The sequence below is a fragment of the Gymnodinialimonas mytili genome (assembly GCF_037544085.1).
Lineage (GTDB): Bacteria > Pseudomonadota > Alphaproteobacteria > Rhodobacterales > Rhodobacteraceae > Gymnodinialimonas > Gymnodinialimonas mytili.
In genome coordinates, this window is sequence record NZ_JBBIFW010000005.1 from 1 (window position 1) to 26399 (window position 26399).

A 26399-nucleotide genomic window follows, 5' to 3' on the forward strand; every position below is an offset into this window, starting at 1 on the left:
TAACCCATTGCGATTGACGAAGATAATCCCGCTCAAGACACGCAGATCATCGACGCGGGGCTTGCCGTGGGCTTTCGGGAAGAAGGGCTCAAGTCGCGCCATCTGCGCATCCGTAAGCCAGAAAAGATCAGACATGTTCACCGCTCAGTTTTTCAGCTGTGAATCACGCCAATAAGTGAAAATCAATGGGTCCTGACCCTAGTGGCCCGACAAAACTACAGGAAAGGCAAAAGGGGGACTGGGTGTCACGTCCAGCTTCTCGAATACCTCCAAGCGACAGAGGCCTGGGCAACCCTTAAGCCCAGCCCCCTTGCGCTCTGCATCGTACTAAAGCGGCGATTCAACGGATCGAACAATGGAAACATCATTCTGAGCCATCGGGACGCGGCCAAGGGGCTCAACGTCCACCGCAACACAGTCGGCGCATGGTTCTGCGAACTTGAAAAGCGGGGGTTCATTTCAATGACCCAAGGCCCGCATCTTGGCCCTTCCGGTATCGGCCAATCCGCACTCTGGGCGCTACAAGAAATTCCTACTGTTGACCGCAGACCTGCGACACGAGGTTTCATGTCTTGGCCAAAAAACGCGAAGCCCAGCACAAAGACTTTGCCGCCCGGTCACAAAGGTTTTGACACTTCCGAGCATTGCGGAGGCTACAAAGCCGCCCCCGTCCTGAAAATTGTGACGCAAACCTGAAATTTCTTAATGCTTTCGATGCACAATAAACGGGACATATATACATGTAGCCATAGGCACATGCCTTTCGTCCAACGTCTTTCGGAGTAAGCGTCAATGAGAGCATTTTTCGGCTTCTGGTTTGCCGTTGCGTTGGCCAGCACTGCTCAGGCCGTCACGGCACAGGTGCATATACGAGATGGCGATACAATCGTGGTTGAGCGAACGCCCGTGCGGTTGAACGGGGTGGACGCGCCAGAACTCGGAACCGCTGCGGGTCGCGATGCCCGGCGATGGATGGTGAATTATCTGTCAGACCGGTCAGTCAGGCGCGACCTCAACGGAGAAAGAACACGCGACCGATGAGTCGGAGTCTGTTACGCAGATGGGGTCGATATTGGTGCCGCTCTCATTGCGGCTAGTCACGCACTTGATTGCCCCCACTTTTCCGGTGGTCGATATGCGCATGTGGAAACCCCTAGCGCTCGTTCGCGTTTAAGAAGGGCGGCTTACTGCTGGACCATCATTTTCGACAGAGGGATATCTGGTCATCGACACCCTTCCACAAGCTCTTCGGTCGAAGCTCTCCTGATTTCTGCGTCACCGATTGAGCCCCGAATGGACCCTTCGGCAAGGTCTGTAAACCCTTCATAACCGAAGGCAGGAAGCTCTTCATTGACCGGCACCATGACGAGTCTATGAAAATCGCTAAAGTAGACGATTATGCTTTGGTCACTCGCCATACCGGCAAAGAAATCTCGGTTCCGAAATTCCACGTCGAAGAACAAACTGTTCTCCTGCACCTCGCCGCTTCCAAGCACTAAGCCACCATCGCCGAATTCAAATAAGATGTCACGGTAGGGATGGTATTGACCACCAGAGAAGGAAGGCACATCGATTTCCCTGGGTACGAAAACCTGAACATACGAAGCCTGTTCAAGGTCTATCGCGCAATAGAAGGTCATAATGTTTCGCAGATCGGTTAGGACCGGTTGCCCGCTAACTGACTGGTTGATGACCAAGGCGTACCTCCGGAAGGGCATAAATCCCGGCGGGTCTCCCCGTCCATCTGTCGCAAACTGCAACCACTCTGGGGTAATTCCAATCGAGACCTCGTGAGTTTGTGCAGGCGCCACATCTACCAAACAGAATATGCAAAGTACTGAAAATATTGTCTTTTTCACGTTATTCCAATCCTTCAAGGCGAAGCCTAGCTGCATCTGCATGCCGCCCATTGGGGAAAATAATCAAGTACCTTCGCAAAGCCTGTGCGGTGAAACCAGATTGGACCACGAACTCCCACAACTGGCTCTCTTGTTCTGAAACGTCTTCCAAAGGCTCTCGCTCACCAAACGCTCCTAACGGGATGAACGAAAATGGGTGCATGAGCGAGGAAGCGTCCCAGGGAAGCTGATAACCGTCTGTCTCACGATAAACATCGCGCCGGACGCCCTGCATCATCACTTCTATTGGCATGCCTTGAAATGGGATACGAGCGGCGAGAGACTGTGAAAACGGGCTATTTGCACCGGAACCATCGAGAGCAGCTCTTCCTGGTGCCGCAGAAAAGACGATATAGTTGTCTGGGCCAGCAACAACCTCTGATAGACCATCGCTCAAAACAACACCGTCAAATGGCGATGTGCGACAAGCATCGAAAATGAAGATATAGCTGTCTGCTTCAATAACGTTGAAAGAATCAACTAAATTATTGATATTAAATGTATTTTCCCAGAGAGCCGTTTCTAACCTAGAAAGGTAGTCTTCTGCACCACCGCTTTGCAAAAGGGGCATAGAAAAATCGACTGGCAACAAGAAGTTCTCGCCTCTGTGCTGCACGCCATGACCTGCAAAAAAGAAGAGTAGTGCTTCAATTTCCGTCGATTGGCTTTCTTCGAAAACCCCGCGAAGAAAGGAAAGCAGTCGGTCTGTCGCCTCAAGCGATGTTGGATCGAGAACAATTTCTACCGTGAAGGCTGCTTCCTCCAGCGACCTAGCAACCGCTGTGACGTCGTTGATGGGGTTATGCAGTGGTTCGATAGCAAGGTAGTTTGATGCTCCAACAAGAATTGCATATCTCCCTCCGGCATTTGCGTCTGCGGCTGACAAGACAAACAGAAAGGAGAGGACTACCAAACGACTTGGAAGCAGTTTCAGCGTTCGTAGCATTGCATTCATTGGTTCACTTCCTCGCAGTAACCATCGAACTCAAGCCCGTTCTCCATTGAAGCTCGCCTGATTTGCTCCAAAGCCAATAAGCAGTCGGCCCTAGTCTCTAGAGGCATTTCGGGGCCGGTCTGCAGGCGAAGCACGGTTTGGCAGGTCGCGTCCCAACTAGCGCAATCAGGTGTCTGCAAGTGTGCGATAATTTCCCAAGCATTCGCCGATGGCGTCGAAGGCAAAACGCTTGCTAAAGCAATCAGAGGCCATTTTTGCATAGCGACCGCGACTTGATACCAGACATATGCAACAGTCATAGGGCAATCGTTCTTCGAGGGTCCACGCCAATCTTGCTGTTTAGCGGTCCTAGAGAGCGCGGGTCCAAAATGACGCACCACGAATTTGCAAACGCGAAAGAACGGTTGCTACACAATCGCTGGGTTTGGTCGATTTTTCACAATGCAACCGGCACAAATGAGTCCATGCGGTCCTGCCGCTAGCCAACAAACTTCGGGTTGCCAATCGTGGGTCCACTACGGAGGGGGGCTTCAATAGAGCCTGCAACTGATTGCTGCCGCTCATCACTTAAGATGCGAATTGAACCGAAGATGAGCAGGTTTTCCAAGCGATTTCGCAAAAAAAAGGAACGGAGCAATGGGCGGATACGGATCGGGTCGAACAGGACACAAGTGAAAGGCGGAGCATTGCCGCTCCCTGGACGCATATCGAATGAAGCGTGAGGGTTGTTTGCGCCCTTGTAGAATGGGGTCTTGGGTCTGGAAGCAAGACGGCGAGGAAGTGGCTCGGATCGGATACGAAACAGGCGATGGAGAACTCACTCTCCGATACCGCATTAGGTCTTGGCACTCGGATTGGGAAGACGTGCGCGAACCAGCCCATTGATACACCTACCCGCGCGTCTCGGTGGGTATCGAACCTACTTCAAGTGTCCCGGGGTTGTGAGTGGCAGGGTCTGCGGACGAAGGGTGGCGAAACTATTTTTGGCAGGGCGCTACTTTCTATGCAGGCACTGCAACAGCATTGCCTATTCAACCCAATCAATGCCGTGTCATGACCGCGCACTTCACCGCGCAAACAAACTTCGTATGAGCCTTGGCGGAGAGCCTGGCACAGCGAATTACATCGCACCAAAGCCCAAAGGAATGTGGCAGCGTACCTATGCCGCGCGTGTGGAAGAGATACTGCGATTGGAAGAGGAAGCCGATGCTCTGTTTTTCAAGCGGTTTTTAGGGCTACTCCGCGAAGAAGAACTCCGCGCCCTGCTAAACTAGAGCCATCTAGAGGCATTTTCGGTCGGAAGACTCAAAGCCTAGCGACAGCATGAGGGTGGGTATTAGGGTGGATGAAGCTCAGGCGCTTCGATAATTTTCTTTTTGTTTCAGATATTTAATTGAAAAAAATGGTGCCCCCACACGGACTCGAACCGCGGACCTACTGATTACAAATCAGTTGCTCTACCAGCTGAGCTATAGGGGCGCGGGCGCGGGGCGCCCTCGGCGGGGGATATAGCCTCCTGTCCGGGACATTGGCAATGTCGAAAAAGCACCTTCTTGTCGACAATCGGTTGGCGGGTTTGCACGCGGCCCGGCGCGGCGATATGGTCATGGGCGGCAATCAAACTGGTAGGCCCTTCATAATGCAGGTTGTTTTTCACTTGGGCGCCCCCTGCACGGATCAGGACCAGCTGATCCTGTCGCTGCTGAAAAACCGTGCGCGCCTGGCAAAAGACAATATCGCTGTCCCGCCGCCGGCCCGCTATCGATCCGTGATCCGTGACACGATGCGTGTGCTGAAGGGCGCTGAGGCCAATAGCGATGTCCAAGACAGCATGCTGGAGGCGATCATCGGCGACGCCCCCACCGATCGCCTGATCCTCTCCGACCCGCGTTTTGTTTGTATCAACCGACTGGTGATACAGGGCGCGTATCTCTGGCCGATGATCCGGCGCACCACCACGCAGCTGCGCAACCTCTTTCCCGAGGATCAGGCCGAATTCTTTATTGGAATGCGCGATCCCGCGACGCTCGTCCCTGCCCTCTTCCAAAGCTCTCGCTTCACGGATTTCGAGGAATTCACCGAAAACATGCAGGTTCCGGCTGTCAAATGGTCCGAGATGATCGGACGCCTGCGCAAGGCCCAACCCGACTGCCCGATCACGGTCTGGTGCAACGAAGATACCCCGCTTTTGTGGGGAGAGATCATGCGCGCCATGGCCGGTCTATCGGCCGATGCGTCACTCGATGGTGTCGATGACCTTGTGGGAACGATTATGGAGCCCAACGGGTTTCAGCGCATGGCCAAGTGGTTTGCCGAGAACCCGCAAACGACCGAGACGCAACGGCGTCGGGTCGTGGCGGCGTTTCTGGAACGTTATGCCCGTCCCGAAGACCTGGAAGAAACACTGAACCTGCCTGGCTGGTCCGAGGATCTGATCGAGTCGCTCTCGGACGCCTATGATCAGGACATGGCTGCACTGTCCCAGATCCCGGGCGTAAGGCTGCTGACACCGTAGCTCCGCCCTTCAACACCATAAATATAGTGGCACCGGACTGAACCGGGTCAACCACATGGGTCGGCGATCGCTGTCAGTGCATGCCGAGCGCTTCCTTGTACATCTCCAGCACCGCCTCCTCCTCGGCGATATCGTCCGGCTCGCGCTTGCGCAGCGCGATGACCTTGCGCATCACCTTGGTGTCGTAGCCACGCGATTTCGCTTCGGCCATGACCTCTTTCTGCTGATCGGCAAGGTCTTTTTTCTCAATTTCCAACCGCTCAAAGCGTTCGATGAATTGGCGGAGCTCATCGGCGGTGACGCGGTAGCTGTCGGGGCGGTCGGCAATGTCGTCCATGGGGGATCAGACCTCTTATGTCGGATGAATATCGCAATGTTGCGATGTCGATATCCGGGCCAAGCGCCGGTCGCAAGACCTCGATGCCCCGTTGCGCTTGCAGGGCGACGCGCTACAGTCGCGCCCGTGCAAAACCGGGCAGCAAAGGGATCGCACCGATGGATTGGCTTGTCATTGCCGGAACCGCCCTAACGGTCGTTGGCCTTGGTTTACTGGGCTATTGCATCTTTTCCGCGGTGCAGGTGAAACGCTCGGATCTGGATGACGAGACGATGCGCGCCAATCTGCAAAAGATCGTGGCGGTGAATATGGGCGCGCTGTTTTTGTCGGTGCTGGGCCTGATGATCGTGGTTGTGGGCGTGATGTTGGGGTGAGTGGCCTGAGGGCGCTTTACTTTGGGTCAGCTTAGGTCATTCTGCCGCTATCGACACATTCAGCCGGAGATCCCCCATGACACGCACGCTCGTTCCGTTGCTTTTGTGCAGCCTCGCCCTGCCCCCCGCCGCCTTCGCCCAACAAGCCGCCGACGCCGTGTCGCCCGAAGCCTCCTCTGCCGCGGGAACATCCGGGTTTTCGGACCGCGCGCAAGCGGCCCTGGCCGCGCGCGATGCGGGTGATCCGATTGAGGCGCAGGATTGGATGGTCGCCGCCGCAAACCCGCTGGCGGTCGAGGCTGGCGCCGATGTTCTGGCCGAAGGTGGCACGGCCGCCGATGCGATGGTTGCGGTACAAGCCGTGTTGGGCCTGGTCGAGCCGCAAAGCTCCGGCCTGGGCGGCGGCGCGTTTCTGGTCTGGTACGACGCGGAAAGCGGCGAATTGACCACGCTGGATGGCCGCGAAACCGCACCGCTTGAAGTGACGCCGACGCTGTTCCAGGATGAAACCGGTGAACCGCTGGCCTTTTTCGATGCCGTTGTCGGCGGCCTGTCCGTCGGCACCCCCGGCACGCCCGCCTTGATGGAAGAGGCCCATCGCCGTTGGGGCCAGGCCAATTGGGCCAGCCTGCTCGACCCCGCCATTTCGCTTGCTGATGACGGCTTCGCCGTGTCGGCCCGGATGGCAAGCTCGATCGCCGGAGACGCCGAGCGCCTGTCGACCTTCCAGGCCACGGCCGACTACTTCCTACCTGGCGGCGAACCCTTGGCCGAAGGGACATTGTTGCAAAACAGCGCCTATGCCGACACCCTGCGCGCGATGCAGGCCCAGGGTGCCGATGCGATCTATGAAGGGCCAATCGCCGAGGGGATCGTGGCCACCGTCCGCGGTGCAGAAGGCAATCCGGGGCTCTTGAGCCTGCGCGATCTGGAGGTCTATGAAGTGATCGAGCGGCCCGCCGTTTGTGCCGATTATCTCGTCTACGATGTCTGCGGCATGGGCCCGCCATCCTCTGGCGCGCTGACCGTGGGCCAGATCCTGGGGATCGCGGGCAACCACGATATCAGCGACCCGGCCAATCCCGACACCTGGCGCGTGATCGGGGACGCCTCGCGCCTCGCCTTCGCCGATCGCGGTCGCTACATGGCCGACAGTGACTACGTGCCAATGCCGACCGAGGGGCTGGTGGATGCCGATTATCTGGCGGACCGGGCCACGTTGCTCGATACCGATGCCGCCCTAGAAGAGGTCGCCCCCGGCACCCCAACATGGGACCACGCGCAGCTTTGGGCCGACGATCAAAGTATCGAATTCCCCTCGACCTCCCATATCTCGATCGTGGACGGCTACGGCAATGTGCTGAGCATGACGACCACGATCGAAAACGGGTTCGGCTCACGATTAATGGCCCCGGGCGGGTTCCTGTTGAACAACGAACTCACAGATTTCAGCTTTCGCACCCATGACGATGGCGTACCGATTGCAAATCGGATCGAGCCGGGTAAACGGCCACGCTCGTCGATGTCACCCACCATCGTGATGCAAGACGGAGAGCCCGTCCTCGCCATCGGCTCGCCTGGCGGCAGCCGGATCATCGGCTATGTCGCGCAAACCATCATCGCGCATCTGGATTGGGGCATGGATATCCAAGATGCCATCTCAATGCCGCACGCTGTGAACCGGTTCGGGACCTATGACCTGGAAGAGGGCACCGATGCGGAGAACCTGGCCGAGGCGTTGACCGAGATGGGGTTCGAGGTCAATCTACGCGACCTGAATTCCGGGCTACACGCAATCGCCATCACACCCGATGGGCTCTTGGGCGGCGCAGATCCGCGCCGTGAGGGCATTGCGCTCGGGCAATAGCCCGATCGCCCCGCGCCTCCGCCTCGGACGACGCGCTGCGCGCGTCTTTGCCTCGCCGGACCCGGCGCCCTCGGCCCTGACGGGCCTCGGGCGCTGGCACTCTGACCAAACGCTTAATGCGCTTGTAATGGGTCAGGATAGATCAATACCAACACCGGATAATCTAGAAGACAATCAATTAGCGCACTTCCAATGGCCGAAAATACCCCGGGGGAGTCCGAAGGACGGGGGCGGCGCCCCGCGCGCCAGCGCCACCGAGTGTAGGCCGCCATGCGGCCAAATGAGATAAAAAGAACGCGCCGGAGGCGCACCTTTGGATCACGGCGCGGGTGCGGATTTCGCACCGGTATCGTAGGCTTCCCACCCCTCTCCGCCGAAGACGTCAACGCCCAGTTGCGCCAGAACATCAGGGAAATCCACCATCACATAATTGTCGACGATCTTGCCATCGACCACCTTCCAAAAATCCATATAGCGGATATTCACACGCTTGCCGGTCGGTGCAACGCCCATGAACGGACCCGAATGCGTCGCCTCTTGCCGTCCGAAGGCCGCCGCCCATTCCCCCATATAAAGCCGCGCCTCATCCACGCAGACCTTGTCGGAAAAGGCCGCCTGGAACGGCTTTTGCCAATTCTCCTGAAAGGCCCTCAGCCCCTCTTTCGTCCCGCAGCCGCGATTGCCCATCCAGCGGAAGCCTTCGGCAAAAAACTCACCGATATCGGCGATACGATGATCGTTGAGGCCATCCACCATCCCTTCGATCACCGTGCGTGTGGCCTCGGTTTTCGACAGATCCGTATCGCGTGTCAGAATGGCCTGTTCAGGGCGGCTGCCTTTCATCTCCATGTCCTCTTAACTGGTTCGACACAGCAGCTTTGGCTGCGCCGGAGGGTTGCGAAAGTGTGTGTGCATGTACCGCACATGCATGAAAGACACATGTGGCACAGAACAAAATCGAAGGTCAGCTATCGCATGGTAAAGGTGTGCGGACAGGTTCACTTCGCCTGTCACCAACAAGGCGCGACAGGCACAAGATCTGCTGGCCGTCGCCTACCGCTCAGCTGATCCGCTGCCCCGTCGTCGCGTCAAACAGATGCGTGATATCATCGGGCAGCGCGATGCCCACGGGCGCCCCGATCTCGGCCCGGTAATCCTTGGCGGCCTTCACCGCGACAAGCGCGCCACCGGCCCGTACCGTCACCATCGTCGCATCACCCAAAAGCTCCATCGAATAGACCGGGGCGTTGATCGCGCCCTGCCCCGCCTCGGCCACCTGCGCGTCTTCGGCGCGGAAGCCCAGCGTCACCTTGCCCGAGGCGCCCGACAGACCCGTTACCTCGACGTTTTCCCCCCGGAACGTGCCGTCGGTCAGATCACCCTCCATCAGGTTCATCGCAGGGGAGCCGATGAAGCCCGCCACAAAGGTATTGGCCGGATTGTCGTAAATATCCGTCGGCGTGCCGACCTGCTGCACGACGCCCGCTTTCATCACCACAACGCGGTCGGCCAGCGTCATCGCCTCGATCTGGTCATGGGTCACGTAGATCGTCGTCACCTTCAGCTCGTGGCTGAGGTTCTTGATCTGCGCGCGCGTGCTGACCCGCAGTTTCGCATCCAGGTTGGACAAGGGCTCATCCATCAAAAACACCTGCGGCTCGCGTACGATGGCCCGCGCCAGGGCCACCCGTTGCCGCTGCCCGCCCGACAGCGCGGCGGGCTTGCGATCCAGAAACTGGGTCAGCTCCACCATCTCCGCGGCCCGCCGAACACGGTCTTTGTGCTCGCTCTCCGGCACTTTGCGGACCTTGAGGGGGAAGCGGATATTCTCCCACACCGACATGTTCGGGTAGAGGCCGTAGCTCTGGAACACCATCGCCACGTCGCGGTCCTTGGGATCAAGCTGCGTGACCTCACGGTCGCCGATCCAGATCTCCCCGCCCGACGGATCCTCCAGCCCGGCAATCATCCGCATTGTCGTGGTTTTGCCGCAGCCCGACGGCCCCAAAAGCACCAGGAATTCTTCGTCGGCAATGTCGAGGTGAAAGTCATCTACACCAACGAAATTACCCCAGCTTTTGGTGACGTGATTTAACCGGATCTGCGCCATGGTTCGAACCCCTCCGTGCCGTTCCTGCCATCTAGACAGCCGGGTTCCAAAGGCGCAAGTGTTTTGCATAGGATTGCAAAAACAAGGGGCAAGGCTGTGCAGGACTTGGGCATCGAAAAGCGTCGGGTTTGGGATCATCTGACGGATCTGGCTGCCGGCGGCGATGTGGCGGCTGCCTTCGCCCCAGACGCCCTGGCGCAGATCGCACATCCCTATGGTCGATGCGCTGGCCCCGCCGAAATAGCGCCGCTTTACACAGATATCCGCGCCGCCCTGCCCGATGCCAATTGGCGTGCCGAGATCTTCATCGCGGGCGAAAATCACTCCGATCCGCGCGTGCAAGTGACGCGATACAGCCCACTGGTCGCCTCGCTCGGCCATTGGCAGGGCACCTTCGCCGCGCCGCTCTGGGGTATTCCGCCCACCTTCGGCGCGGTGCATCTGCGCGTTTGCGAGGTCCATCACCTGAACGCAGCCGGCCAGATCGCCCAATCCTGGATCCTGCCGGACATCTTGGATCTGGCGCACCAGGCAGGGGTGTTTCCGCTGCCCCCGATGCTGGGCGCGCCTGGGCTGTGGCCAGGTCCATCGGGTGGCGGCGTTCGGCTGGACATCACGGATGCCGAGCGCGGCCGCGACAGCCTCAACCGCGTCTTGGACATGCACCACGCGTTGCACGCCTTTGACGGGGTGCGGATCGAGTCGATGCCGATGCACCATTGGGCGCCAGGGTTTATGTATTATGCCGCCGCGGGGATCGGGACGAGCCGTGGGTTGGATGGGTTTCGCGCCCACCATCAGATCCCCTTCCTGCGCGCCTTCCCGGATCGCCGCGGCGCAGGCCATTTTGTGCGCATCGGCGACGGCGACTTTGCCCTGACCGGGGGCCGCGTCACCGCCAGCCATCTGGGCGAATATCTTGGCATGGCCCCGACCGGGCGGCAGGTTGCCATCGATGTGATGGATTTCTACCGCTTTGACGCAAACGGTCTGATCGCGGAAAACTGGCTGCCTTTTGATATCGTTGGGCTCGCAAACCAGATGGGCGTCGATCTGCTGGCCCGCATCGCCCATTTGGCGGGGGCTCCGCGCCGCGCATTATAGCAGTGCACATGCCCTTCCCCTCGCCGCCTCTTTGGGGCAGGTTGCGCGTGACACACGACCATCCGGAGCCCACCCCATGGACCTACGCCCCATCATTGATGGTTATTCCGTCACGCCGCAAATCGAACCCTCCGACGTCAAAGCGCTGGCGGAAATGGGGGTGAAAACGCTGATCTGCAACCGCCCCGACATCGAAAACCCGCCCGCCTTCCAAGCCGCACAGATCCAGGCCGAGGCCGAGGCATTGGGCATCGCTTTTGTGTTCAACCCGTTCCAGGGCCATACGATGACCCAAGACCATGTCGACGAACAGGCCGATGCAATTGCTGCATCGGACGGACCCGTCGTGGCCTATTGCGCATCGGGCAACCGGTCGACCGTCGTCTGGGCCTTCGGTGCCGCGGGTCAGGTGCCGATCGATGAGATCATCGCGACGGCCAATTCCTACGGCTACCAATTCGACGCCCTCCGCCCGGCGCTTGAAGCCGCCGCTGCCCGCGCCACAGGGTGAGCCGCCTCTCCCCGACGGCCCAGGGCATCGTGCTGATGATCAGCGCGATCTTTCTGTTTTCCACGATGGATGCGCTGGCCAAGGCGTTAATGGACCGGTTCGAGGTGCTGCAAGTCGTCTGGGCGCGCTATGCCGGGCAAATGCTGGTCGTGGCGATCCTTCTGACGCCGCGCTTACCGCAATTGATCCGCACGCAGCATCTGGGGTTACAATTGCTGCGCTCGGCCTTTCTGTTTGCCGCCACCTGGTGCTTTTTCACCTCGCTGTCCTTCATGGAAATCGCAAGCGCCACCGCGGTGATGAACATCCACCCGGTGCTGCTGACGCTTGGGGCGGCCCTGATCCTGCGCGAGGCGTTGGGGCCGCGGCGGATCATCGGCATCGCGCTGGCCCTAACCGGCGCCTTGATCGTGATCCGCCCCGGCGCGGATATCTTCAGCGCCTCGGCGCTGCTGCCGCTGATCGCAGGGGCCTGCTATGCGTCCTATGCGCTGACCACGCGGTTTTTGGGCCGGGATGAGCCGATCCTGACCTCATTTCTCTATACAGCCCTGATCGGCACTTTTGCGGCCTCGACCCTGACGGTGCCCGTCTGGCAGGCGCCCGGCGCCTGGGATTGGGCCATATTCGCGGCGTTGGGATGTGTGGCCGCAGCGGGGCAATTCTGCTTGATCCGCGCCCTGACCGTGGCCGAGGCCGGTGCAGTTGCGCCTTTCGGTTATACCGGCGTGATCTTTTCCACGCTGTGGGGTCTGATCGCCTTTTCCGAGGTGCCGGACCGCTGGACCTTGCTGGGTGCGCTTGTGATCATCGGGGCCGGTGTCTATGTCTGGCATCGCGAAACGCGCAGCCGCGCGGTCCACCCCGCCCGGAGCTGACCTGGATGAAACCGCCAACCCGCCGGAAATCTGACTGGCTACTCGATCGCCTCTGGCGTGGGGTCCTCTGGTGCGCGATGCGTCTGCCCTATCGCGTGCGCCTGGCGGTGATGGGATGGCTGTTTCGCGCGATTGTTGGGCCCGCAACGGGCCGCAAGGCACAGGCCCTGACCAACCTCAAAATGATCTTTCCCGATATGCCGGACGCCGAGCGCAAACGCATTGCCAGCGCGGTGTTGGACAATGTCGGGCGGATGGTGATCGAGAGCTACACAAACGACACGCTTATGGAGCGTGCTGAAGCCTGGGAACCCTCGGGCGCCGGATGGCCCGCTGTCCAAGCCGCCCAGGCCGAGGGCCGCCCGATCCTGTTCATCACCGGTCATTTCGGCAATTCCCAAGCCGCCCGCGCGCTTCTGATGCGGCGCGGCTACCGGATCGGGGCGCTGTATCGCCCACTCAGCAACGATTTCCTCAATGACCACTACGTCGCCACGCTTGCGGATATGGGCGGCGCCTTTGCGCGGGACCGACGCGGCCTGGCAGGTTTCATGAAACACCTGCGCTCGGGCGCCCAAGGGGCGATCCTGATCGACCAATATGTCTATGACGGGCAGATCATCGACTTTATGGGCCACCCCGCCCCCACATCGGTCGCGGCGGCGGAAATGGCGTTGAAATACAACGCATTGGCTGTCCCGGTCTATTCCACACGGCTGGATAACGGGCTCGATTTTCGGATCGAGTTCGAAGACCCGATCCCCCATACCGATGCGCTCAGCATGACAAAAGCGTTTAACGACAGCCTGTCAAAACGCGTCTTCGACGCACCCGAGCAATGGTTCTGGGTGCACAATCGCTGGAAACCCGAACGCGCGGAAGAGGCCGCGGCGATGGCCGCGCGCCTGGCCGAAGGGCCCGGACGCTAAGCGGATTATTCCAGCCGCTCAGCCCCCAGAATGGCGCCATAATCCCGACTTTGCACGATCACCACATGGGGCGCTTCGGCGGCGGGCATCACCTGGGCTTGCCACGGCGCATCGCCGCCCCATTCGGCGACTACCTGCCATGACGTGACGATATTGTAATACATCGTCGTCAGGCCCGCATTCTCCCCCCGCGTGATGTCAACCTCTTCGGCTGGCGAATAGGCCACGAGCTGTACCACCATCTGTGGTGCGGTCCCGTCCCCCCGCCAGAGCGCCGTTACCCGCCAACCGCCGCCCTGGGGCTCGGCGCTGACCTCAACCGGATCCGGCTGGGCCGTATGCGCGGCGATCAGATCGGCCACCTCCATCGGACGGTAGCCCACGACATGGTCCACCCCGCCCACCACCATTTGAGGCGTGTAAACCACGCTCGACCCCGCCGCATGGCCATATCCATGCTGACGCGCGGTGAAAGCGGGCTGAGCAAAGGTATCGGACCAGCCGATATAATCCCAATAATCCACATGCAGAGCCAAGGGGATGACATCGCTGCGCTCAGACAACTGACCCAGCAGTTCATCGGCCGGTGGGCAGGCCGCACATCCTTGCGAGGTAAACAGCTCGATAACCACGGGTTGATCCGCCGCAGCCGAAGATGCGGTGACTGCCGCTCCGAAGGCGGCACAGAGAGCAAAGCGATGCAGCATAAAGCGTAAGTCCGTCAGTCGAGGTTCGGGGATCGTCTGGGTTGAGAGGTAATTCAATCCACGAACGCTGGCCAATCAAGCCTTTGCGAGACGATGTGACAATGCCATTTTGCAAAACAAACCATCACACCCACCGACCTGTGGCCGATAAGTATGCGTCGGCCTCCGCTCCGAAGGCCTGGATCAAGGCCCGTTCCTCGGGTTTGGCAAAGCGCTCTGTCAGAACCCAGACCAGGGCGGGCAGCGTGACAATCGCAGACACCGCGCCAAGCCATATGACTTGGGCCGCCAAAATACCGATAAATGCCAGATAGATCGGATTGCGGCTGATCCGATAGGGTCCTTCGACAATCAGCGTGCCCGGAACGTGATGCGGCTCGATCGTGGTGCGCTTGCGCCAAAACCACCAGGCCGACCAACCGATCAGCGCAATGGCGGCGCACGCCAGAACGATGCCCGCCAGACGCAGGGCGCTGCTCTCGACCGAGGCCAAGGGCAAAAATCGCGCCAACAGCCAGGCAAGCGCCATGAATGCCAACAGCCATAAGGGCGGTAGATCCGGAAACCCCTTCATGGGACAAGCATGGGCGCGCGCCGCGGGACAGGCAAGCCCTGCTGGACGCCTTTGCCCCCCCGTGTTACCGCCGCCCTATGGATGCCCGGCCCAGCACAGCGCCCCTTCCCTTCACGCCGCGGCAACGCCTGCGGTTCTATTGGTTGCGCGATCACGGGTTCTTGCGCGCGATCTGGCGCAATTTCTACCGGTTGGATGACGAGGTCTGGCGTCACAATCACCCCTCGCCCGCCCGGCTGGCCAAATTGAAGGCCATGGGGGCGGCGTCGGTCCTGTCCCTGCGCGGCGAAGGTGCGCCGGTCAGTGTGTTAGAGGCCGGCGCCTGCCACGCGCTGAATCTGCCGTTTCGCGGTATCGGGTTGAGCGCCCTAACCTTGCCGGAGCCTCAGGCGTTGCTTGAACTGCTTGACGCGTTGCGCACCATGCCCAAGCCGGTTGTGGTGCATTGCAAATCCGGGTCCGACCGAACCGGCCTGGCCGCGACGCTCTATCTGCATGTGATCAAGGGCGTGCCGCTGGATCAAGCGCGGCGGCAACTGGCCTTGCGCTACATTCACAACAGATGGGGTGGCGCCGGGATCGTCCATGCCTTGCTTGACGCCTATGCCGCCGCCCATGCGGATACCGGGATCGAGTTTGAGGATTGGGTGCAGACGGCCTACGACCCCGCCGCCTTGTCCAAAAAATAAACGAGGCCCCGAAGGGCCCCGCGAAGTGCATGGTGTTGGGCTTATTCCGCCGCGACCGGCGCTTTGGCCAGGTTGCGCAGCACGTAATGCAGCACGCCGCCGTTTTCGATATATTCGATCTCAACGCCCGTATCGATCCGGCATTTCAGCGTGATCTCTTTCACCGACCCATCGCCCATGGTGATTGTCGCGGGCACCTCGGCCAACGGTGTCACATTGTCCAGCCCGTGAATCGACACCGTCTCATCCCCTTGCAATCCAAGGCTTTTTCGGGTGTTGCCAGCTGTAAACTCGAACGGGATCACCCCCATGCCGACAAGGTTCGACCGATGGATCCGCTCAAACGATTCCGCGATTACTGCCTTCACGCCCAGCAGATTGGTGCCCTTGGCCGCCCAGTCGCGGCTGGAGCCCGCGCCATATTGCTCACCCCCAAACACAACCAGCGGCGTGCCTTCGGCCTGATAGGCCATCGCGGCATCGTAGATCGACATCTGCGATCCATCCGGGCCCTTGGTATAGCCCCCCTCAACCCCATCCAGCATCTCGTTCTTGATGCGGATATTGGCGAAAGTGCCGCGCATCATGACCTCGTGGTTTCCGCGCCGGGACCCGTAGGAGTTGAATTCCCGCACCGGTACTTGCCGTTCGACCAGATACTGACCCGCGGGCGTGGTTTCCTTGAACGACCCGGCGGGGGAGATGTGGTCGGTGGTGATCATGTCGCCCAAAATCGCCAGCACTTTCGCGCCTTCGATATTCTCGATGGCCTTGGTCTCCATAGTCATGTCTTGGAAATAGGGCGGGTTCTGGATGTAGGTCGAGGTTGCGGGCCAATCGTAGGTTTCCTGCTGTGGCACCTCCACGCCCTGCCATTTCTCGTCCCCGGTAAAGACCTCGGCATATTTCTCCTGGAAGGCCTCACGGGTAACGGTCTGTTCGACCAATTCCGCGATTTCCTGCTGCGAGGGCCAGATATCCTTCAGGTAGACATCTTTGCCGTCGGGCGTCTGCGCGATGGGATCGGAGGCCAGGTTGATATCCATCGTGCCCGCCAGCGCATAGGCCACGACCAGCGGCGGTGAGGCGAGGTAGTTCGCGCGCACATCCGGGCTGATCCGCCCTTCGAAGTTGCGGTTGCCCGACAGGACCGAGGTGGCCACCAGATCGCCTTCGGCAATCGCCTCGCTCAATTCTTTCTGGATCGGGCCGGAATTGCCGATGCAGGTCGTGCAGCCGTAGCCCACCAGGTTGAAGCCAATCGCATCGAGGTCTTTCTGCAGATCCGCGGCCTCAAGGTAGGCAGAAACCACCTGCGATCCCGGCGCGAGCGATGTCTTCACCCACGGCTTGCGGTTCAGGCCCAACTCGTGCGCCTTACGCGCCACCAGACCCGCGCCGATCATCACATAAGGGTTCGATGTGTTGGTGCATGACGTGATCGAGGCGATCACAACATCCCCCGAAGACAGGGTGTAATCCTCGCCCGCAACGGCAACTTCCTTGTCCATCGGGCGCTTGAACGTTTCGGCCATTTCACGTGTGAAGGCCTCTTTTGCGTCGGTCAGTGCGACATAATCCTGCGGACGCTTGGGGCCCGAAATCGCCGGAACGATGGTGCCCATATCCAGGTGCAGCGTGTCGGTATAGATCGGCGCGTAATCGTCGCCCCGCCAGAACCCGTTTTCCTTCGCGTAAGCTTCGACCAACGCGATCCGGTCCTCATCGCGGCCCGTCGTGCGCAGGTAGCGCAGGGTCTCACCGTCAATCGGGAAGAAGCCGCAGGTCGCGCCATATTCCGGCGCCATATTGGCGATGGTCGCCCGGTCGGCCAGCGGCAGCGTGTCGAGGCCCGCGCCGTAGAATTCGACGAATTTGCCGACAACGCCGCGCGCACGCAGCATCTCGACCACTTTCAGCACCAGATCGGTGCCGGTGGTGCCTTCGACCATCTGACCCGTCAGTTCAAAGCCCACAACCTCGGGGATCAGCATGGAGATGGGCTGGCCCAGCATCGCGGCCTCGGCTTCGATCCCGCCAACGCCCCAGCCCAGAACGGCGGCGCCATTGACCATGGTGGTGTGGCTGTCGGTGCCAACGAGTGTATCGGGATAAGCGACCTCGGCGCCGGTTTGGTCCGTGTCGGTCCAAACGGTCTGCGCCAGATATTCCAGGTTCACCTGGTGGCAGATGCCGGTGCCGGGTGGCACCACGCGGAAATTGTTGAACGCGGTCTGGCCCCATTTCAGGAAGGTATAGCGCTCCATATTGCGCTCATATTCGCGGTCCACATTCATCTGGAAGGCGCGCGGATTGCCAAACTCGTCGATCATGACCGAGTGGTCGATCACAAGATCCACGGGGTTCAGCGGGTTGATTTTCTGCGGATCCCCGCCCAGCGCCTTGATCCCGTCACGCATGGCGGCCAGGTCCACAACCGCGGGAACACCGGTGAAATCCTGCATAAGAACGCGGGCGGGGCGATAGGCGATCTCACGCGGGTTCTTGCCGCCCTGTTCGGCCCATGCGCTGAACGCCTTGATGTCATCGGTGCTGACGGTCTTGCCGTCTTCGAACCGCAGCATGTTTTCCAGCACCACCTTCAACGCCGCGGGCAATTTGGAGAAATCGCCGAGCCCCGCCTCTTCGGCGGCGGCAATCGAGTAATACGCGACCGACTGGCCGCCCACGGTCAGGGTCTTGCGGGTTTTCGAGGAATCGTGGCCAACGGTAATGGGCATATTGTGTGCCTCCTATCCGGTTTGAAAGCTGCGAATGACGTTATTGATATTCCACTTGGCACCCAATCTGCCTCGTTTCAAGCGCGCAAAAGGTCTCTGCGGCACTTTTTGTATGCCATCGTATACTTTCAGGTAATCAGGCCGGGTGAATGCCGATTTTGGCGACATTGACGGCGCGGGAACGCGTTTCCGAGCAACCACTCTTCCCCCCCTTGGCCAAACCAGCTACCGCTTGCGCCATGATGCTGGAGGTCACCAACCTGTCCTGTGCGCGCGGTGCGGCGCAAGTCCTGGCGGGCGTGTCGTTTACCGTCGGGGCCGGTGAGGCGTTGATCCTGCGCGGGCCAAATGGTGCGGGCAAGACAACGCTGCTCCGCACGCTGGCGGGCCTGACACCGCCCTTGTCCGGCGCGATCACCTTGGGCGACGGCGCCATCGCCTATGCGGGCCATGCCGACGGGCTGAAATCGCAACTGACCGCACGCGAGAACCTGGCCTTCTGGGCGGGGATTTTCGGCATGTCCGATCTGGAGGCCGCGATCACCGCCTTTGACCTCACACCGCTGGTCGACCGGCGCGCGGGCGATCTGTCGGCAGGGCAAAAACGGCGCTTGTCCTTGGCGCGGTTGCTGGTAACCGGACGCCCGATTTGGTGCCTGGATGAACCCACCGTGTCGCTTGATACCGAGAACACCGCGCGCTTTGCCGCCGCCGTGGCGGCGCATCTGGAGACAGGCGGCGCAGCGATCATTGCGACCCATATCGATCTTGGTCTGCCCCAGGCGCACACATTCGATATTGCGCCTTTCATGGCCAAAGGCGCTGCGCCCGACGATCCGTTTGCCGGGGCCGATCCGTTTGCGGAGCCTATCGCATGATCGGCCTGTTCCTACGCGACCTGGCCTTGGCAATTCGCGCGGGCGGCGGATTTGGACTGTCCTTGGCCTTCTTCCTTGTCTTCACGGCGCTTGTGCCCCTTGGCATCGGGCCGGATACCGGTCGGCTGAGCGACATCGCCGCGGGAATTCTCTGGCTTGGTGCGCTCCTGGCCTGCCTGTTGTCGCTTGACCGGATCTTTCAACTGGATTGGGAGGACGGAACGCTGGACCTCTTGGCGACCTCCCCCCTCCCCCTCGAAGGCCTCGCGGCCACCAAGGCGCTGGCCCATTGGGTCACCACCGGCCTGCCCTTGGTGGCCCTCGCCCCCGTGCTGGGCCTGGTCCTGAACCTGCCAGGCGCGGCGTTTCCCTGGTTGGTGGGCTCGCTGCTGGTCGGGACACCGGCGCTATCGGCCATCGGCACATTTGGCGCGGCCTTGACCGTGGGGATCAAACGCGGCGGTCTGTTGCTGAGCCTGCTGGTCCTTCCGCTCTATGTGCCGACGCTGATCCTGGGCGCGCTCAGCGCCACGCGCGGCGCACAGGGATTGGACGCGGCCACGCCGCTGATGCTGACGGCAGGCATCACCTTGGGCAGCATCGCGCTTTTGCCATTTGCCGCCGCTGCGGCGCTCCGCGTCAATCTGCGCTAGTCACGCGCCAGAACGCCCCATTGTGGCCAGCGCGATCCGCCCATATCTTCCGCCGCGATGAGCTCGATTTGGGAATATGCGAACCCGCGCCGTTTCATGGCGACGTCCGCGGCGATCTTGCCGTGGGTAACCGCCATTGCGGCCATCTGTATGGTGACAGGGCTGGTCTGGGGGTTCTTTTTCACCCCCGATGATTTCCGCATGGGCTCGACCGTCAAGATCTTCTATGTCCACGTGCCCTCCGCCATCATGGCGGTGAATGCCTGGATCATGATGCTGGTCGCCTCGCTGATCTGGGTGATCCGGCGCCATCACGTCTCTGCCCTGGCCGCGAAGGCCGCGGCGCCGGTCGGCATGGTCTTCACGATGATCGCCCTGTTCACCGGCGCGGTTTGGGGGCAACCGATGTGGGGGACGTGGTGGGAATGGGATCCGCGGCTGACCGCGTTCCTGATCCTGTTCCTGTTCTATCTGGGCTATATCGCCCTGTGGGAGGCGATCGAGAACCCCGATCAAGCGGCCGATCTGACCTCGGTTCTGTGCCTTGTCGGATCGGTTTTCGCCGTGATCTCGCGTTACGCGTTGAACTTCTGGAATCAGGGTCTGCATCAGGGCGCGTCTCTGTCGTTGGACGCTGAGCAAAACGTGGCCGATGTGTTCTGGTATCCGGCCCTGATGGCCCTGGCGGGCTTTGGGTTTCTTTTTCTGGCGCTGGTCCTCTACCGCACGCGGACGGAAATCCGCGCCCGGCGGATCAAAGCGCTTGTCGCACAGGAGCGGTTTGCCTGATGCCCGATCTGGGACAATATGTTGTTGAGGTCCTGTCGGCCTATGGTGTCGCGCTGCTGCTCTTGGCGGCCCTGGTGATCGCCTCGGTCTGGCGGGCGCGCCGCGTGGCGCAGCAATTGACCGAGGTCGAGGCGCGCCGATCCGGGAAAGGTACGCCATGAAGGTGAATTGGATCATGGTCCTGCCGCTTGTTCTGACGGCGGGGTTTTTCTCGATCGCGGGATGGCAATTGGCCAACAACAGCGATGCGCTCGGCGCGGGCGTCGATACCGCGGCGATCCGTTCCGCTCAGCAGGGGCAGCCTGCCCCGGATCTGGCTTTGGACCCGCTGGACGGCACAGAGCTTTTGACCCGCGACGCCCTGGTTGGCGAAGATCTGGCTATCGTCAATTTCTTCGCCTCTTGGTGTCCGCCTTGCCGGGCCGAGCACCCGACCCTGACCGCCTTGGCCGAGGCGGGCATCCCGCTGTACGGCGTCAATTATCGGGATCGTGATCCCCAGGCGCTGGCCTTCCTGGAGGAGCTCGGCAATCCCTATGATCTGATCGGCACCGACCCCACGGCACGCAACGGGATCGATTGGGGTGTGGTTGCGATGCCCGAAACATTCTTTGTGAATGCGGAAGGCATCATCGTCCTGCACTTTCGCGGCCCGGTGATCCGACGCTCGCTGGAAAATCAGATCCGTCCCGCCCTGGAGGCAGCCGGTTACACACTGCCCGATTTGTCAGAACAACCCGAGACCGCTGGTTACTGATGGGGATCGGCTGACCCGGAGACAGCATAGCTCCGCCAGAAGGTCCGGTCCGTGGCGCGCATCGCCTTTGACGCGCCTGCACGCTTGCCGTTATGACGGTCATTTAGAATTGAAATTGTCATCGCCGTGAGATGCCCTGACGACGCGGTCACAGGCGGAGTAGCCGCGCCAAGCCTTGCCTTGTCCGGTCCGGTCTGCCGCCCGTACGCCAGGCGATGATCAACCGGCCTTCACCCAACATCGCGCATCCGATGCGGCGCGAGACGATTGTTTTGTGGGGCGGCCCGGCGAATACGCGCACTTGCCATATCAAGAATTTACCTGTTGGTCGGGCAGATCGTGTCAAAACGATCACTAACATCCCAGGGTTGCAGCTGGGACCAATGCCAACACATGGAGCCCCGCGGAAGGCGCGCGCCAAAGCCTCTCCAGACCCGTTCAAGCGTGCCCAGCTTGGGCAATGGCATTGCCGTATGACATATTGAAAGGACACAGATTGCGCCGGACGCGTAGGCAGGAACTTGGTCGCGGAGACTAGAAAACGCCCGCTTGCGTTGTCCGCGCAAGCGAGCGTCTTGTCAGGTGCCTCTCTCCGCGACACCGTCGCCTCTGGCCGCCCCCAATGCCCTGGCCCCGATGGGCATAGCGGCGCCCAGACTGCTCTTAGTAGATGTAGCGGATCTGATCGGACCAGTAGCGTTCAATGCGCTTGAGCGAGTGGTTCATCCGATCGACGCCGTCACAATCCAGCACACCCTGTTTTTCCAAACCGGCCGCATGGCGATTGAACAGCTCTTCAACGGTATCGCGGACATGGCGGCCCTTATCCGTTAGGCGAACCCGAACCGACCGGCGATCAATCTCACAGCGTTGGTGGTGCATATAGCCCATCTCAACCAGCTTCTTGAGGTTATAGCTGACATTCGAGCCCTGATAATATCCGCGCGACTTCAACTCGCCTGCGGTCACCTCATTGTCGCCAATGTTGAACAGCAACAGCGCCTGGACCGCGTTGATGTCCAAGATGCCCAGACGTTCAAATTCGTCTTTGATCACGTCCAGGAGGAGACGATGCAAACGCTCCACCATGGCGAGGGAATCTAAGTAGCTTACCAGGAACCCGGTCTGAGCCGGGTTGGTAAGGGGCGTATGCAAACTCATAATTTCGGCTCCGCAAACTCTGCTTTGATCAGAGATTCGCTGAAAAACGGAAAAATTCCGTTAAACCCACCGAAAGCCTATAAAATCAGGCGCCTCGCCCCAGGGTCGGCTGCATATCCTCGGCGATTTGAGTCAACATTGGGCGTAAGTCTTCCGGTGTGTCTTGCTGGCCCGACACCCATTGAAACAGGTCATGATCCGCCTCGGCCAAGACCGTCTCGAACGCATCCAGCGTGTCGGGATCGGCGCCTTCCAAGAACCGGTCCGCCCAACCGCCCAAGATCAAATCCATCTCTTTGATCCCACGATGCCAGGCCCGCATCCGCAGCCGCTTGATCCGAATCTCACGTGTCTCGGGGCTCATGCGCTCAACGCGATCCGCAATCGCTTTTCCAAACGCGCCATGCGCTCCGTCAATTCCGCATGATCCAATCGGATCTGCCGCAAATCGGTCAGGATCACGCGCAGATCATCGTCCATGATCGAAGCCTCTTCTGGGCTTTCCACGCCCTCGCCCTGGCCCGACAGCAGCCACATCATCGACACGCCCAATATACCCGCCAGCTTGCCCAGCTTGTTGGCCCGCGGCTCGGATTGGTCATTCTCCCACCCACGCACAGTCTTGACCTTCACACCCAAGCGCTTGGCCAATTCCGCCTGACCCAGCCCTGCCGCCTCGCGCGCGCCAGTGACCCGATCGCCGAATGTGGTGGTGTCTGCGTCAAACCAAGTGGTGCTAAGCAGCGACGCTTCGCCCATGTGATGGCCCCCTCTGATAGGTTGAATGCGTGCGGTGTGCACCTTATGGGTTCTTTACCACGAAATAGATAGCGCGATTTCTGCAACGACCCGCCAAAAGGACGCGACACGATGCCTTTCCTTTCCGACACGCTCGCCCGAGTAAAGCCCTCGCCCACCATTGCCGTCTCGAACCTGGCGGCGGAGTTGAAGCGACAAGGGAAGGACGTGATCGGCCTGGGCGCGGGGGAGCCCGATTTCGACACGCCCGACAATATCAAAGAGGCCGCCAAAGCCGCCATGGATGCGGGCAAAACGAAATATACCGGCGTCGATGGTATCCCGGAATTGAAAGAGGCGATCTGCGCCAAATTCAAGCGCGACAATGGTCTGGATTACGCGCCCGCCCAGGTCTCGGTCGGGACCGGCGGCAAGCAGATCCTCTACAACGCGCTGATGGCGACGCTGAATGCGGGTGATGAGGTGATCATCCCCGCGCCCTATTGGGTGTCTTACCCCGATATGGTTCTGCTGGCGGGCGGTGAGCCGGTCTTTGTCGAAGGCCCCAGCCAGACCGGCTACAAGATCACACCTGAACAGTTGGAAGAGGCAATCACGCCCAAGACCAAGTGGTTCATCTTCAACTCGCCGTCGAACCCGACCGGCGCGGGCTACACCGCCGAGGAACTGAAGGGCCTGACGGACGTGTTGATGAAGCATCCGCATGTCTGGGTGATGACCGACGATATGTACGAGCATCTGGTCTATGACGATTATGAATTCGCAACGCCCGCTCAGGTTGAACCGGGCCTCTATGACCGGACGCTGACCTGCAACGGCGTCTCCAAGGCCTATGCCATGACCGGCTGGCGGATCGGCTATGCGGCGGGCCCGGAAGAGCTGATCAAGGCCATGCGCAAGGTGCAGTCGCAAAGCACCTCCAACCCCTGCTCCATCTCGCAATGGGCGGCGGTTGAGGCGCTGAACGGGACGCAGGATTTCCTCGCGCCCAACAACGAGATTTTCGTGCGCCGCCGCGATCTGGTGGTGAAGATGCTCAACGAGGCCGAGGGCATTACCTGCCCGACCCCCGAAGGCGCGTTCTACGTCTATCCCTCGATCCATGGCTGCATCGGCAAGACATCCCCCGGCGGCGCGAAACTGGACACCGATGAGGCCTTCGCAACGGCCCTGCTGGAGGAGAAAGGCGTGGCCGTTGTGTTTGGCGGTGCCTTCGGCCTATCGCCCGCCTTTCGGGTCAGCTACGCGACATCGGACGAAAACCTGACCGAGGCCTGCACACGGATCCAGGATTTCTGCGCGTCATTGAGCTGATCCCTCAGCATGGCCTCGGTCAGCGGGGCCATGCGACGCCTGCAAATCGACATGAACCTCGCGGCACGAATATCTGATTTTAAGAAAATATTCATCTTCTGGAGGTGATCGCACCTGCGATCCGCCCTGCCGCCATGTCTTGTGGCTTTCCAAACAGCGCGTTAGGCCGTGATCATGCCCAAGGCGCGCCTTTTCGACCATGTGATCCTGACCCTCGGCTGCGTCTTCATGCTGGGTCCGCTTGCCCTGTTGCTGTGGCGCGCGGGTGTTCCGCAAGGCGTTGCAGGCGCCGCTTTGATCGATGCCGCCTCGCAGCCGAACACGCCCAGCCTGTCCCATATGCTCGGCACGTCTTTCATTATCGCGCTTGGCGTTGCGTCGGTGAAAACCCTGGTCTCGGTGCTGGCGGCCTATGCGCTGGTCTTCTTTCGCCTGCCCTTTGCATCGATGATCTTCGCCGCAGTGCTGTTGCCGTTATTTCTACCGATCGAAAGCCGCATCTTGCCCACATTTCTTGTGGTGGATGCGCTGGGGCTGTTGAACACCTATACCGGGCTGATCCTGCCTGTCACAGCGACGGGCCTGGGCACATTGATCCTGCGTGCACAATTGTTGCAAATCCCACTCGAAGTGGTGGAGGCCGCGCGGCTGGACGGCGCGGGTCCGGGCCGCGTACTGATCGATTTCATCCTTCCCCTCAGCGTGCCGATCCTGGCGGCGCTATTCGCGTTTTTCTTCGTGCTGGGCTGGAACCAATATCTATGGCCGCTGATTGCCAGCCCATCGGTGCCGGACCGAGCCAGCGTGGTGAGCGGGATCGCATTGCTGCAAATCGGCTCGCCTGCCTCTCTGGCGTTGGCGACCGTCGCGATGTTGCCCCCGTTGATGGTCTTTGCAATCGCGCAGCGGTGGATCGTCAAAGGCCTGGCGCCGATGCGCAGCTAGGGCGCCAATTCCGTCCGCAGAATGTCCCAGACCAACCTGATCCGCCGTGAGGTCCGGACATCGCGATGAGTGACCAGCCACATATCCACCGGCAAGGTGGGTTCATCTTCCAGGATGCGCCGCAGACCCCGCCGATCCTCTGCCATATCTTCGGACATCAGGCCGACGCCAAGCCCCGCCTCGACCATGGCCCAAGCGGCACAGATCGCGCCGGAATAGAACTGGATCGTGCCGGCAGAGATCTGAAGACCGCGCCGCGCCAGCTCATCGGCCATGGCCTGGGGCGCGGCAAAGCCGATCATCGGCAAATCCTTGGCCTCGGCCAAGCGGCGCGGACAGCCATGTTTCGCGATAAACGCGTCAGAGGCGTAGAACCGCGCCACTCCGCTGCGGATCTGGCGACCGATCAATTCGGGTTCGGTCGGCTCGACATGGCGGATCGCGATATCCGCCTCGCGCCGCAGCAGGTCCGAGATGTCGTTGGTCACGATCAGCTCGATCTCGATCTCCGGCGCCTTGTCCCGGATCTTGCGCAGGATGTCGGGCATGATGTGGATCGCCATCATATCCGAGACGCTGATGGCCACACGCCCCGCCACGCTATCGTTTTGCCCCGCCGCCACGACAGAGATGCGCGCCGCGGCGCTGCCCATCTCTTGCACCGCTTCAAGAATAGCCGCGCCCGACGGTGTCAGGACAAGGCCCCGCCCGGCCCGTTCAAACAGCGACACACCCAACCCCTGTTCCAGCGCCGAGACCTGGCGCCCCACCGTCGGCTGCGTGGTGCCCAAGGCGCGCGCGGCGCCCGATAGGCTGCCCTCCTCGACCGTCGCCAGAAAGGCGCGCACCTGGTTCCAATCAAAATCTATCTCAGACCAATTCATTGCCATGCGTGAATGCATATCAGATATAAAAATCCATGCAATTTTGTTTGGCGCACATCGGAGATAGACA

At 60.4% G+C, this 26399-nt stretch carries 30 protein-coding genes and 1 tRNA gene; 17 read left to right on the forward strand and 14 right to left on the reverse strand.

The window, feature by feature from the left end:
- Positions 1-135, reverse strand: a 135-nt coding sequence (locus V8J82_RS18145) for a transposase (RefSeq protein WP_339977918.1), incomplete at its 3' end; no start/stop codon positions are given.
- A gap of 657 nt (positions 136-792) precedes the next feature.
- On the opposite strand from V8J82_RS18145, the gene V8J82_RS18150 reads away from it, so the two are divergent.
- On the forward strand, positions 793-1041 hold the full coding sequence (locus V8J82_RS18150) for a thermonuclease family protein (protein ID WP_339977355.1): 249 nt from the start codon (positions 793-795) through the stop codon (positions 1039-1041).
- A 182-nt stretch (positions 1042-1223) separates the two neighbouring features.
- Here the strand turns inward: V8J82_RS18150 and V8J82_RS18155 are convergent, their stop codons facing one another.
- The gene (locus V8J82_RS18155) at positions 1224-1901 is read right to left on the reverse strand and encodes a hypothetical protein (RefSeq protein ID WP_339977357.1); all 678 of its coding nucleotides are present in this window, start codon (positions 1899-1901) and stop codon (positions 1224-1226) included.
- Positions 1861-2853 carry a caspase family protein gene (locus V8J82_RS18160; protein WP_339977359.1) on the reverse strand — a complete coding sequence of 331 codons (993 nt, stop codon included), beginning with the start codon at positions 2851-2853 and terminating at the stop codon, positions 1861-1863. Before V8J82_RS18160 ends, V8J82_RS18155 begins: the two co-directional genes overlap by 41 nt.
- 1088 nt (positions 2854-3941) lie before the next feature.
- On the opposite strand from V8J82_RS18160, the gene V8J82_RS18165 reads away from it, so the two are divergent.
- Positions 3942-4127, forward strand: a complete 186-nt coding sequence (locus V8J82_RS18165) for a hypothetical protein (RefSeq protein WP_339977361.1) — start codon at positions 3942-3944, stop codon at positions 4125-4127.
- Positions 4128-4256: 129 nt separating this feature from the next.
- Here the strand turns inward: V8J82_RS18165 and V8J82_RS18170 are convergent.
- Positions 4257-4332: transfer RNA gene (locus tag V8J82_RS18170), tRNA-Thr, on the reverse strand.
- A gap of 55 nt (positions 4333-4387) precedes the next feature.
- Here V8J82_RS18170 and V8J82_RS18175 point away from each other — a divergent pair.
- Positions 4388-5368 carry a hypothetical protein gene (locus V8J82_RS18175; protein ID WP_339977362.1) on the forward strand — a complete coding sequence of 327 codons (981 nt, stop codon included), beginning with the start codon at positions 4388-4390 and terminating at the stop codon, positions 5366-5368.
- Between the two features lie 73 nt (positions 5369-5441).
- Here V8J82_RS18175 and V8J82_RS18180 read toward each other — a convergent pair whose 3' ends face one another.
- Entirely contained in the window at positions 5442-5705 is a 264-nt protein-coding gene (locus V8J82_RS18180; RefSeq protein WP_339977364.1) for a DUF2312 domain-containing protein, read from the reverse strand.
- A 158-nt stretch (positions 5706-5863) separates the two neighbouring features.
- Here V8J82_RS18180 and V8J82_RS18185 point away from each other — a divergent pair, with 158 nt between their 5' ends.
- Positions 5864-6079 (forward strand): hypothetical protein, encoded by a 216-nt coding sequence (locus V8J82_RS18185; protein WP_339977366.1) that lies wholly within the window; start codon positions 5864-5866, stop codon positions 6077-6079.
- 76 nt (positions 6080-6155) lie between these two features.
- On the forward strand, positions 6156-7946 hold the full coding sequence (gene ggt, locus V8J82_RS18190) for a gamma-glutamyltransferase (RefSeq protein ID WP_339977368.1): 1791 nt from the start codon (positions 6156-6158) through the stop codon (positions 7944-7946).
- Between the two features lie 318 nt (positions 7947-8264).
- Here the strand turns inward: ggt and V8J82_RS18195 are convergent, their stop codons facing one another.
- Together V8J82_RS18195 and V8J82_RS18200 are read right to left on the reverse strand one after the other, a co-directional pair.
- Complete coding sequence (locus V8J82_RS18195; RefSeq protein ID WP_339977370.1) at positions 8265-8789, reverse strand: ester cyclase; 525 nt, start codon at positions 8787-8789, stop codon at positions 8265-8267.
- A 217-nt stretch (positions 8790-9006) separates the two neighbouring features.
- Complete coding sequence (locus V8J82_RS18200) at positions 9007-10056, reverse strand: ABC transporter ATP-binding protein (protein WP_339977372.1); 1050 nt, start codon at positions 10054-10056, stop codon at positions 9007-9009.
- A 96-nt stretch (positions 10057-10152) separates the two neighbouring features.
- Here V8J82_RS18200 and V8J82_RS18205 point away from each other — a divergent pair, with 96 nt between their 5' ends.
- From V8J82_RS18205 to V8J82_RS18220, 4 genes are all read left to right on the forward strand, one after another.
- Entirely contained in the window at positions 10153-11160 is a 1008-nt protein-coding gene (locus V8J82_RS18205) for an ester cyclase (protein ID WP_339977374.1), read from the forward strand.
- 76 nt (positions 11161-11236) lie between these two features.
- Positions 11237-11671: a protein tyrosine phosphatase family protein gene (locus V8J82_RS18210; protein ID WP_339977376.1), complete on the forward strand. Its 435-nt coding sequence runs from the start codon at positions 11237-11239 to the stop codon at positions 11669-11671.
- A complete protein-coding gene (locus tag V8J82_RS18215) occupies positions 11668-12549 on the forward strand; it encodes a DMT family transporter (protein WP_339977378.1) in 882 nt (293 codons plus the stop codon). Before V8J82_RS18210 ends, V8J82_RS18215 begins: the two co-directional genes overlap by 4 nt.
- A gap of 5 nt (positions 12550-12554) precedes the next feature.
- The gene (locus tag V8J82_RS18220; RefSeq protein WP_339977380.1) at positions 12555-13478 is read left to right on the forward strand and encodes a lysophospholipid acyltransferase family protein; all 924 of its coding nucleotides are present in this window, start codon (positions 12555-12557) and stop codon (positions 13476-13478) included.
- Between the two features lie 5 nt (positions 13479-13483).
- Here V8J82_RS18220 and V8J82_RS18225 read toward each other — a convergent pair whose 3' ends face one another.
- Together V8J82_RS18225 and V8J82_RS18230 are read right to left on the reverse strand one after the other, a co-directional pair.
- Entirely contained in the window at positions 13484-14260 is a 777-nt protein-coding gene (locus V8J82_RS18225; protein ID WP_339977382.1) for a DUF1223 domain-containing protein, read from the reverse strand.
- Positions 14261-14309: 49 nt separating this feature from the next.
- Entirely contained in the window at positions 14310-14759 is a 450-nt protein-coding gene (locus tag V8J82_RS18230; protein WP_339977384.1) for a methyltransferase family protein, read from the reverse strand.
- Between the two features lie 77 nt (positions 14760-14836).
- Here V8J82_RS18230 and V8J82_RS18235 point away from each other — a divergent pair, with 77 nt between their 5' ends.
- On the forward strand, positions 14837-15448 hold the full coding sequence (locus V8J82_RS18235; protein WP_339977386.1) for a tyrosine-protein phosphatase: 612 nt from the start codon (positions 14837-14839) through the stop codon (positions 15446-15448).
- A 41-nt stretch (positions 15449-15489) separates the two neighbouring features.
- Here V8J82_RS18235 and acnA read toward each other — a convergent pair whose 3' ends face one another.
- Positions 15490-18189, reverse strand: a complete 2700-nt coding sequence (gene acnA / locus V8J82_RS18240) for an aconitate hydratase AcnA (RefSeq protein ID WP_339977388.1) — start codon at positions 18187-18189, stop codon at positions 15490-15492.
- Between the two features lie 239 nt (positions 18190-18428).
- Between acnA and ccmA the strand changes: the two genes are divergently transcribed.
- From ccmA to V8J82_RS18265, 5 genes are read left to right on the forward strand one after another with little or no spacing between them, the layout of a single operon-like run.
- Positions 18429-19067 carry a heme ABC exporter ATP-binding protein CcmA gene (ccmA, locus tag V8J82_RS18245; protein WP_339977920.1) on the forward strand — a complete coding sequence of 213 codons (639 nt, stop codon included), beginning with the start codon at positions 18429-18431 and terminating at the stop codon, positions 19065-19067.
- Entirely contained in the window at positions 19064-19720 is a 657-nt protein-coding gene (gene ccmB, locus V8J82_RS18250; protein ID WP_339977390.1) for a heme exporter protein CcmB, read from the forward strand. Before ccmA ends, ccmB begins: the two co-directional genes overlap by 4 nt.
- Before the next feature lie 57 nt (positions 19721-19777).
- The gene (locus V8J82_RS18255) at positions 19778-20509 is read left to right on the forward strand and encodes a heme ABC transporter permease (protein ID WP_339977392.1); all 732 of its coding nucleotides are present in this window, start codon (positions 19778-19780) and stop codon (positions 20507-20509) included.
- Positions 20509-20670, forward strand: coding sequence for a heme exporter protein CcmD (gene ccmD, locus V8J82_RS18260; RefSeq protein WP_439650085.1), 162 nt, complete (start codon positions 20509-20511; stop codon positions 20668-20670). Before V8J82_RS18255 ends, ccmD begins: the two co-directional genes overlap by 1 nt.
- The gene (locus V8J82_RS18265; RefSeq protein WP_339977394.1) at positions 20667-21266 is read left to right on the forward strand and encodes a DsbE family thiol:disulfide interchange protein; all 600 of its coding nucleotides are present in this window, start codon (positions 20667-20669) and stop codon (positions 21264-21266) included. The genes ccmD and V8J82_RS18265 overlap by 4 nt, the downstream gene beginning before the upstream one ends.
- 663 nt (positions 21267-21929) lie before the next feature.
- Here V8J82_RS18265 and V8J82_RS18270 read toward each other — a convergent pair.
- The 3 genes from V8J82_RS18270 to V8J82_RS18280 all read right to left on the reverse strand — a co-directional run bounded on the left by V8J82_RS18270 (position 21930) and on the right by V8J82_RS18280 (position 23186).
- Positions 21930-22427: a MarR family winged helix-turn-helix transcriptional regulator gene (locus tag V8J82_RS18270; protein WP_339977396.1), complete on the reverse strand. Its 498-nt coding sequence runs from the start codon at positions 22425-22427 to the stop codon at positions 21930-21932.
- An 85-nt stretch (positions 22428-22512) separates the two neighbouring features.
- Positions 22513-22791: a succinate dehydrogenase assembly factor 2 gene (locus V8J82_RS18275; protein ID WP_339977397.1), complete on the reverse strand. Its 279-nt coding sequence runs from the start codon at positions 22789-22791 to the stop codon at positions 22513-22515.
- Positions 22788-23186, reverse strand: coding sequence for a helix-turn-helix domain-containing protein (locus tag V8J82_RS18280; protein ID WP_339977399.1), 399 nt, complete (start codon positions 23184-23186; stop codon positions 22788-22790). Before V8J82_RS18280 ends, V8J82_RS18275 begins: the two co-directional genes overlap by 4 nt.
- Positions 23187-23297: 111 nt before the next feature.
- Between V8J82_RS18280 and V8J82_RS18285 the strand changes: the two genes are divergently transcribed.
- Both V8J82_RS18285 and V8J82_RS18290 read left to right on the forward strand, forming a co-directional pair.
- Entirely contained in the window at positions 23298-24500 is a 1203-nt protein-coding gene (locus tag V8J82_RS18285) for a pyridoxal phosphate-dependent aminotransferase (RefSeq protein ID WP_339977400.1), read from the forward strand.
- A gap of 174 nt (positions 24501-24674) precedes the next feature.
- Positions 24675-25445 (forward strand): carbohydrate ABC transporter permease, encoded by a 771-nt coding sequence (locus V8J82_RS18290; protein WP_339977401.1) that lies wholly within the window; start codon positions 24675-24677, stop codon positions 25443-25445.
- Here V8J82_RS18290 and V8J82_RS18295 read toward each other — a convergent pair.
- Positions 25442-26335 (reverse strand): LysR family transcriptional regulator, encoded by an 894-nt coding sequence (locus V8J82_RS18295; protein WP_339977402.1) that lies wholly within the window; start codon positions 26333-26335, stop codon positions 25442-25444. The genes V8J82_RS18290 and V8J82_RS18295 overlap by 4 nt on opposite strands.
- Positions 26336-26399: the final 64 nt, after the last annotated feature.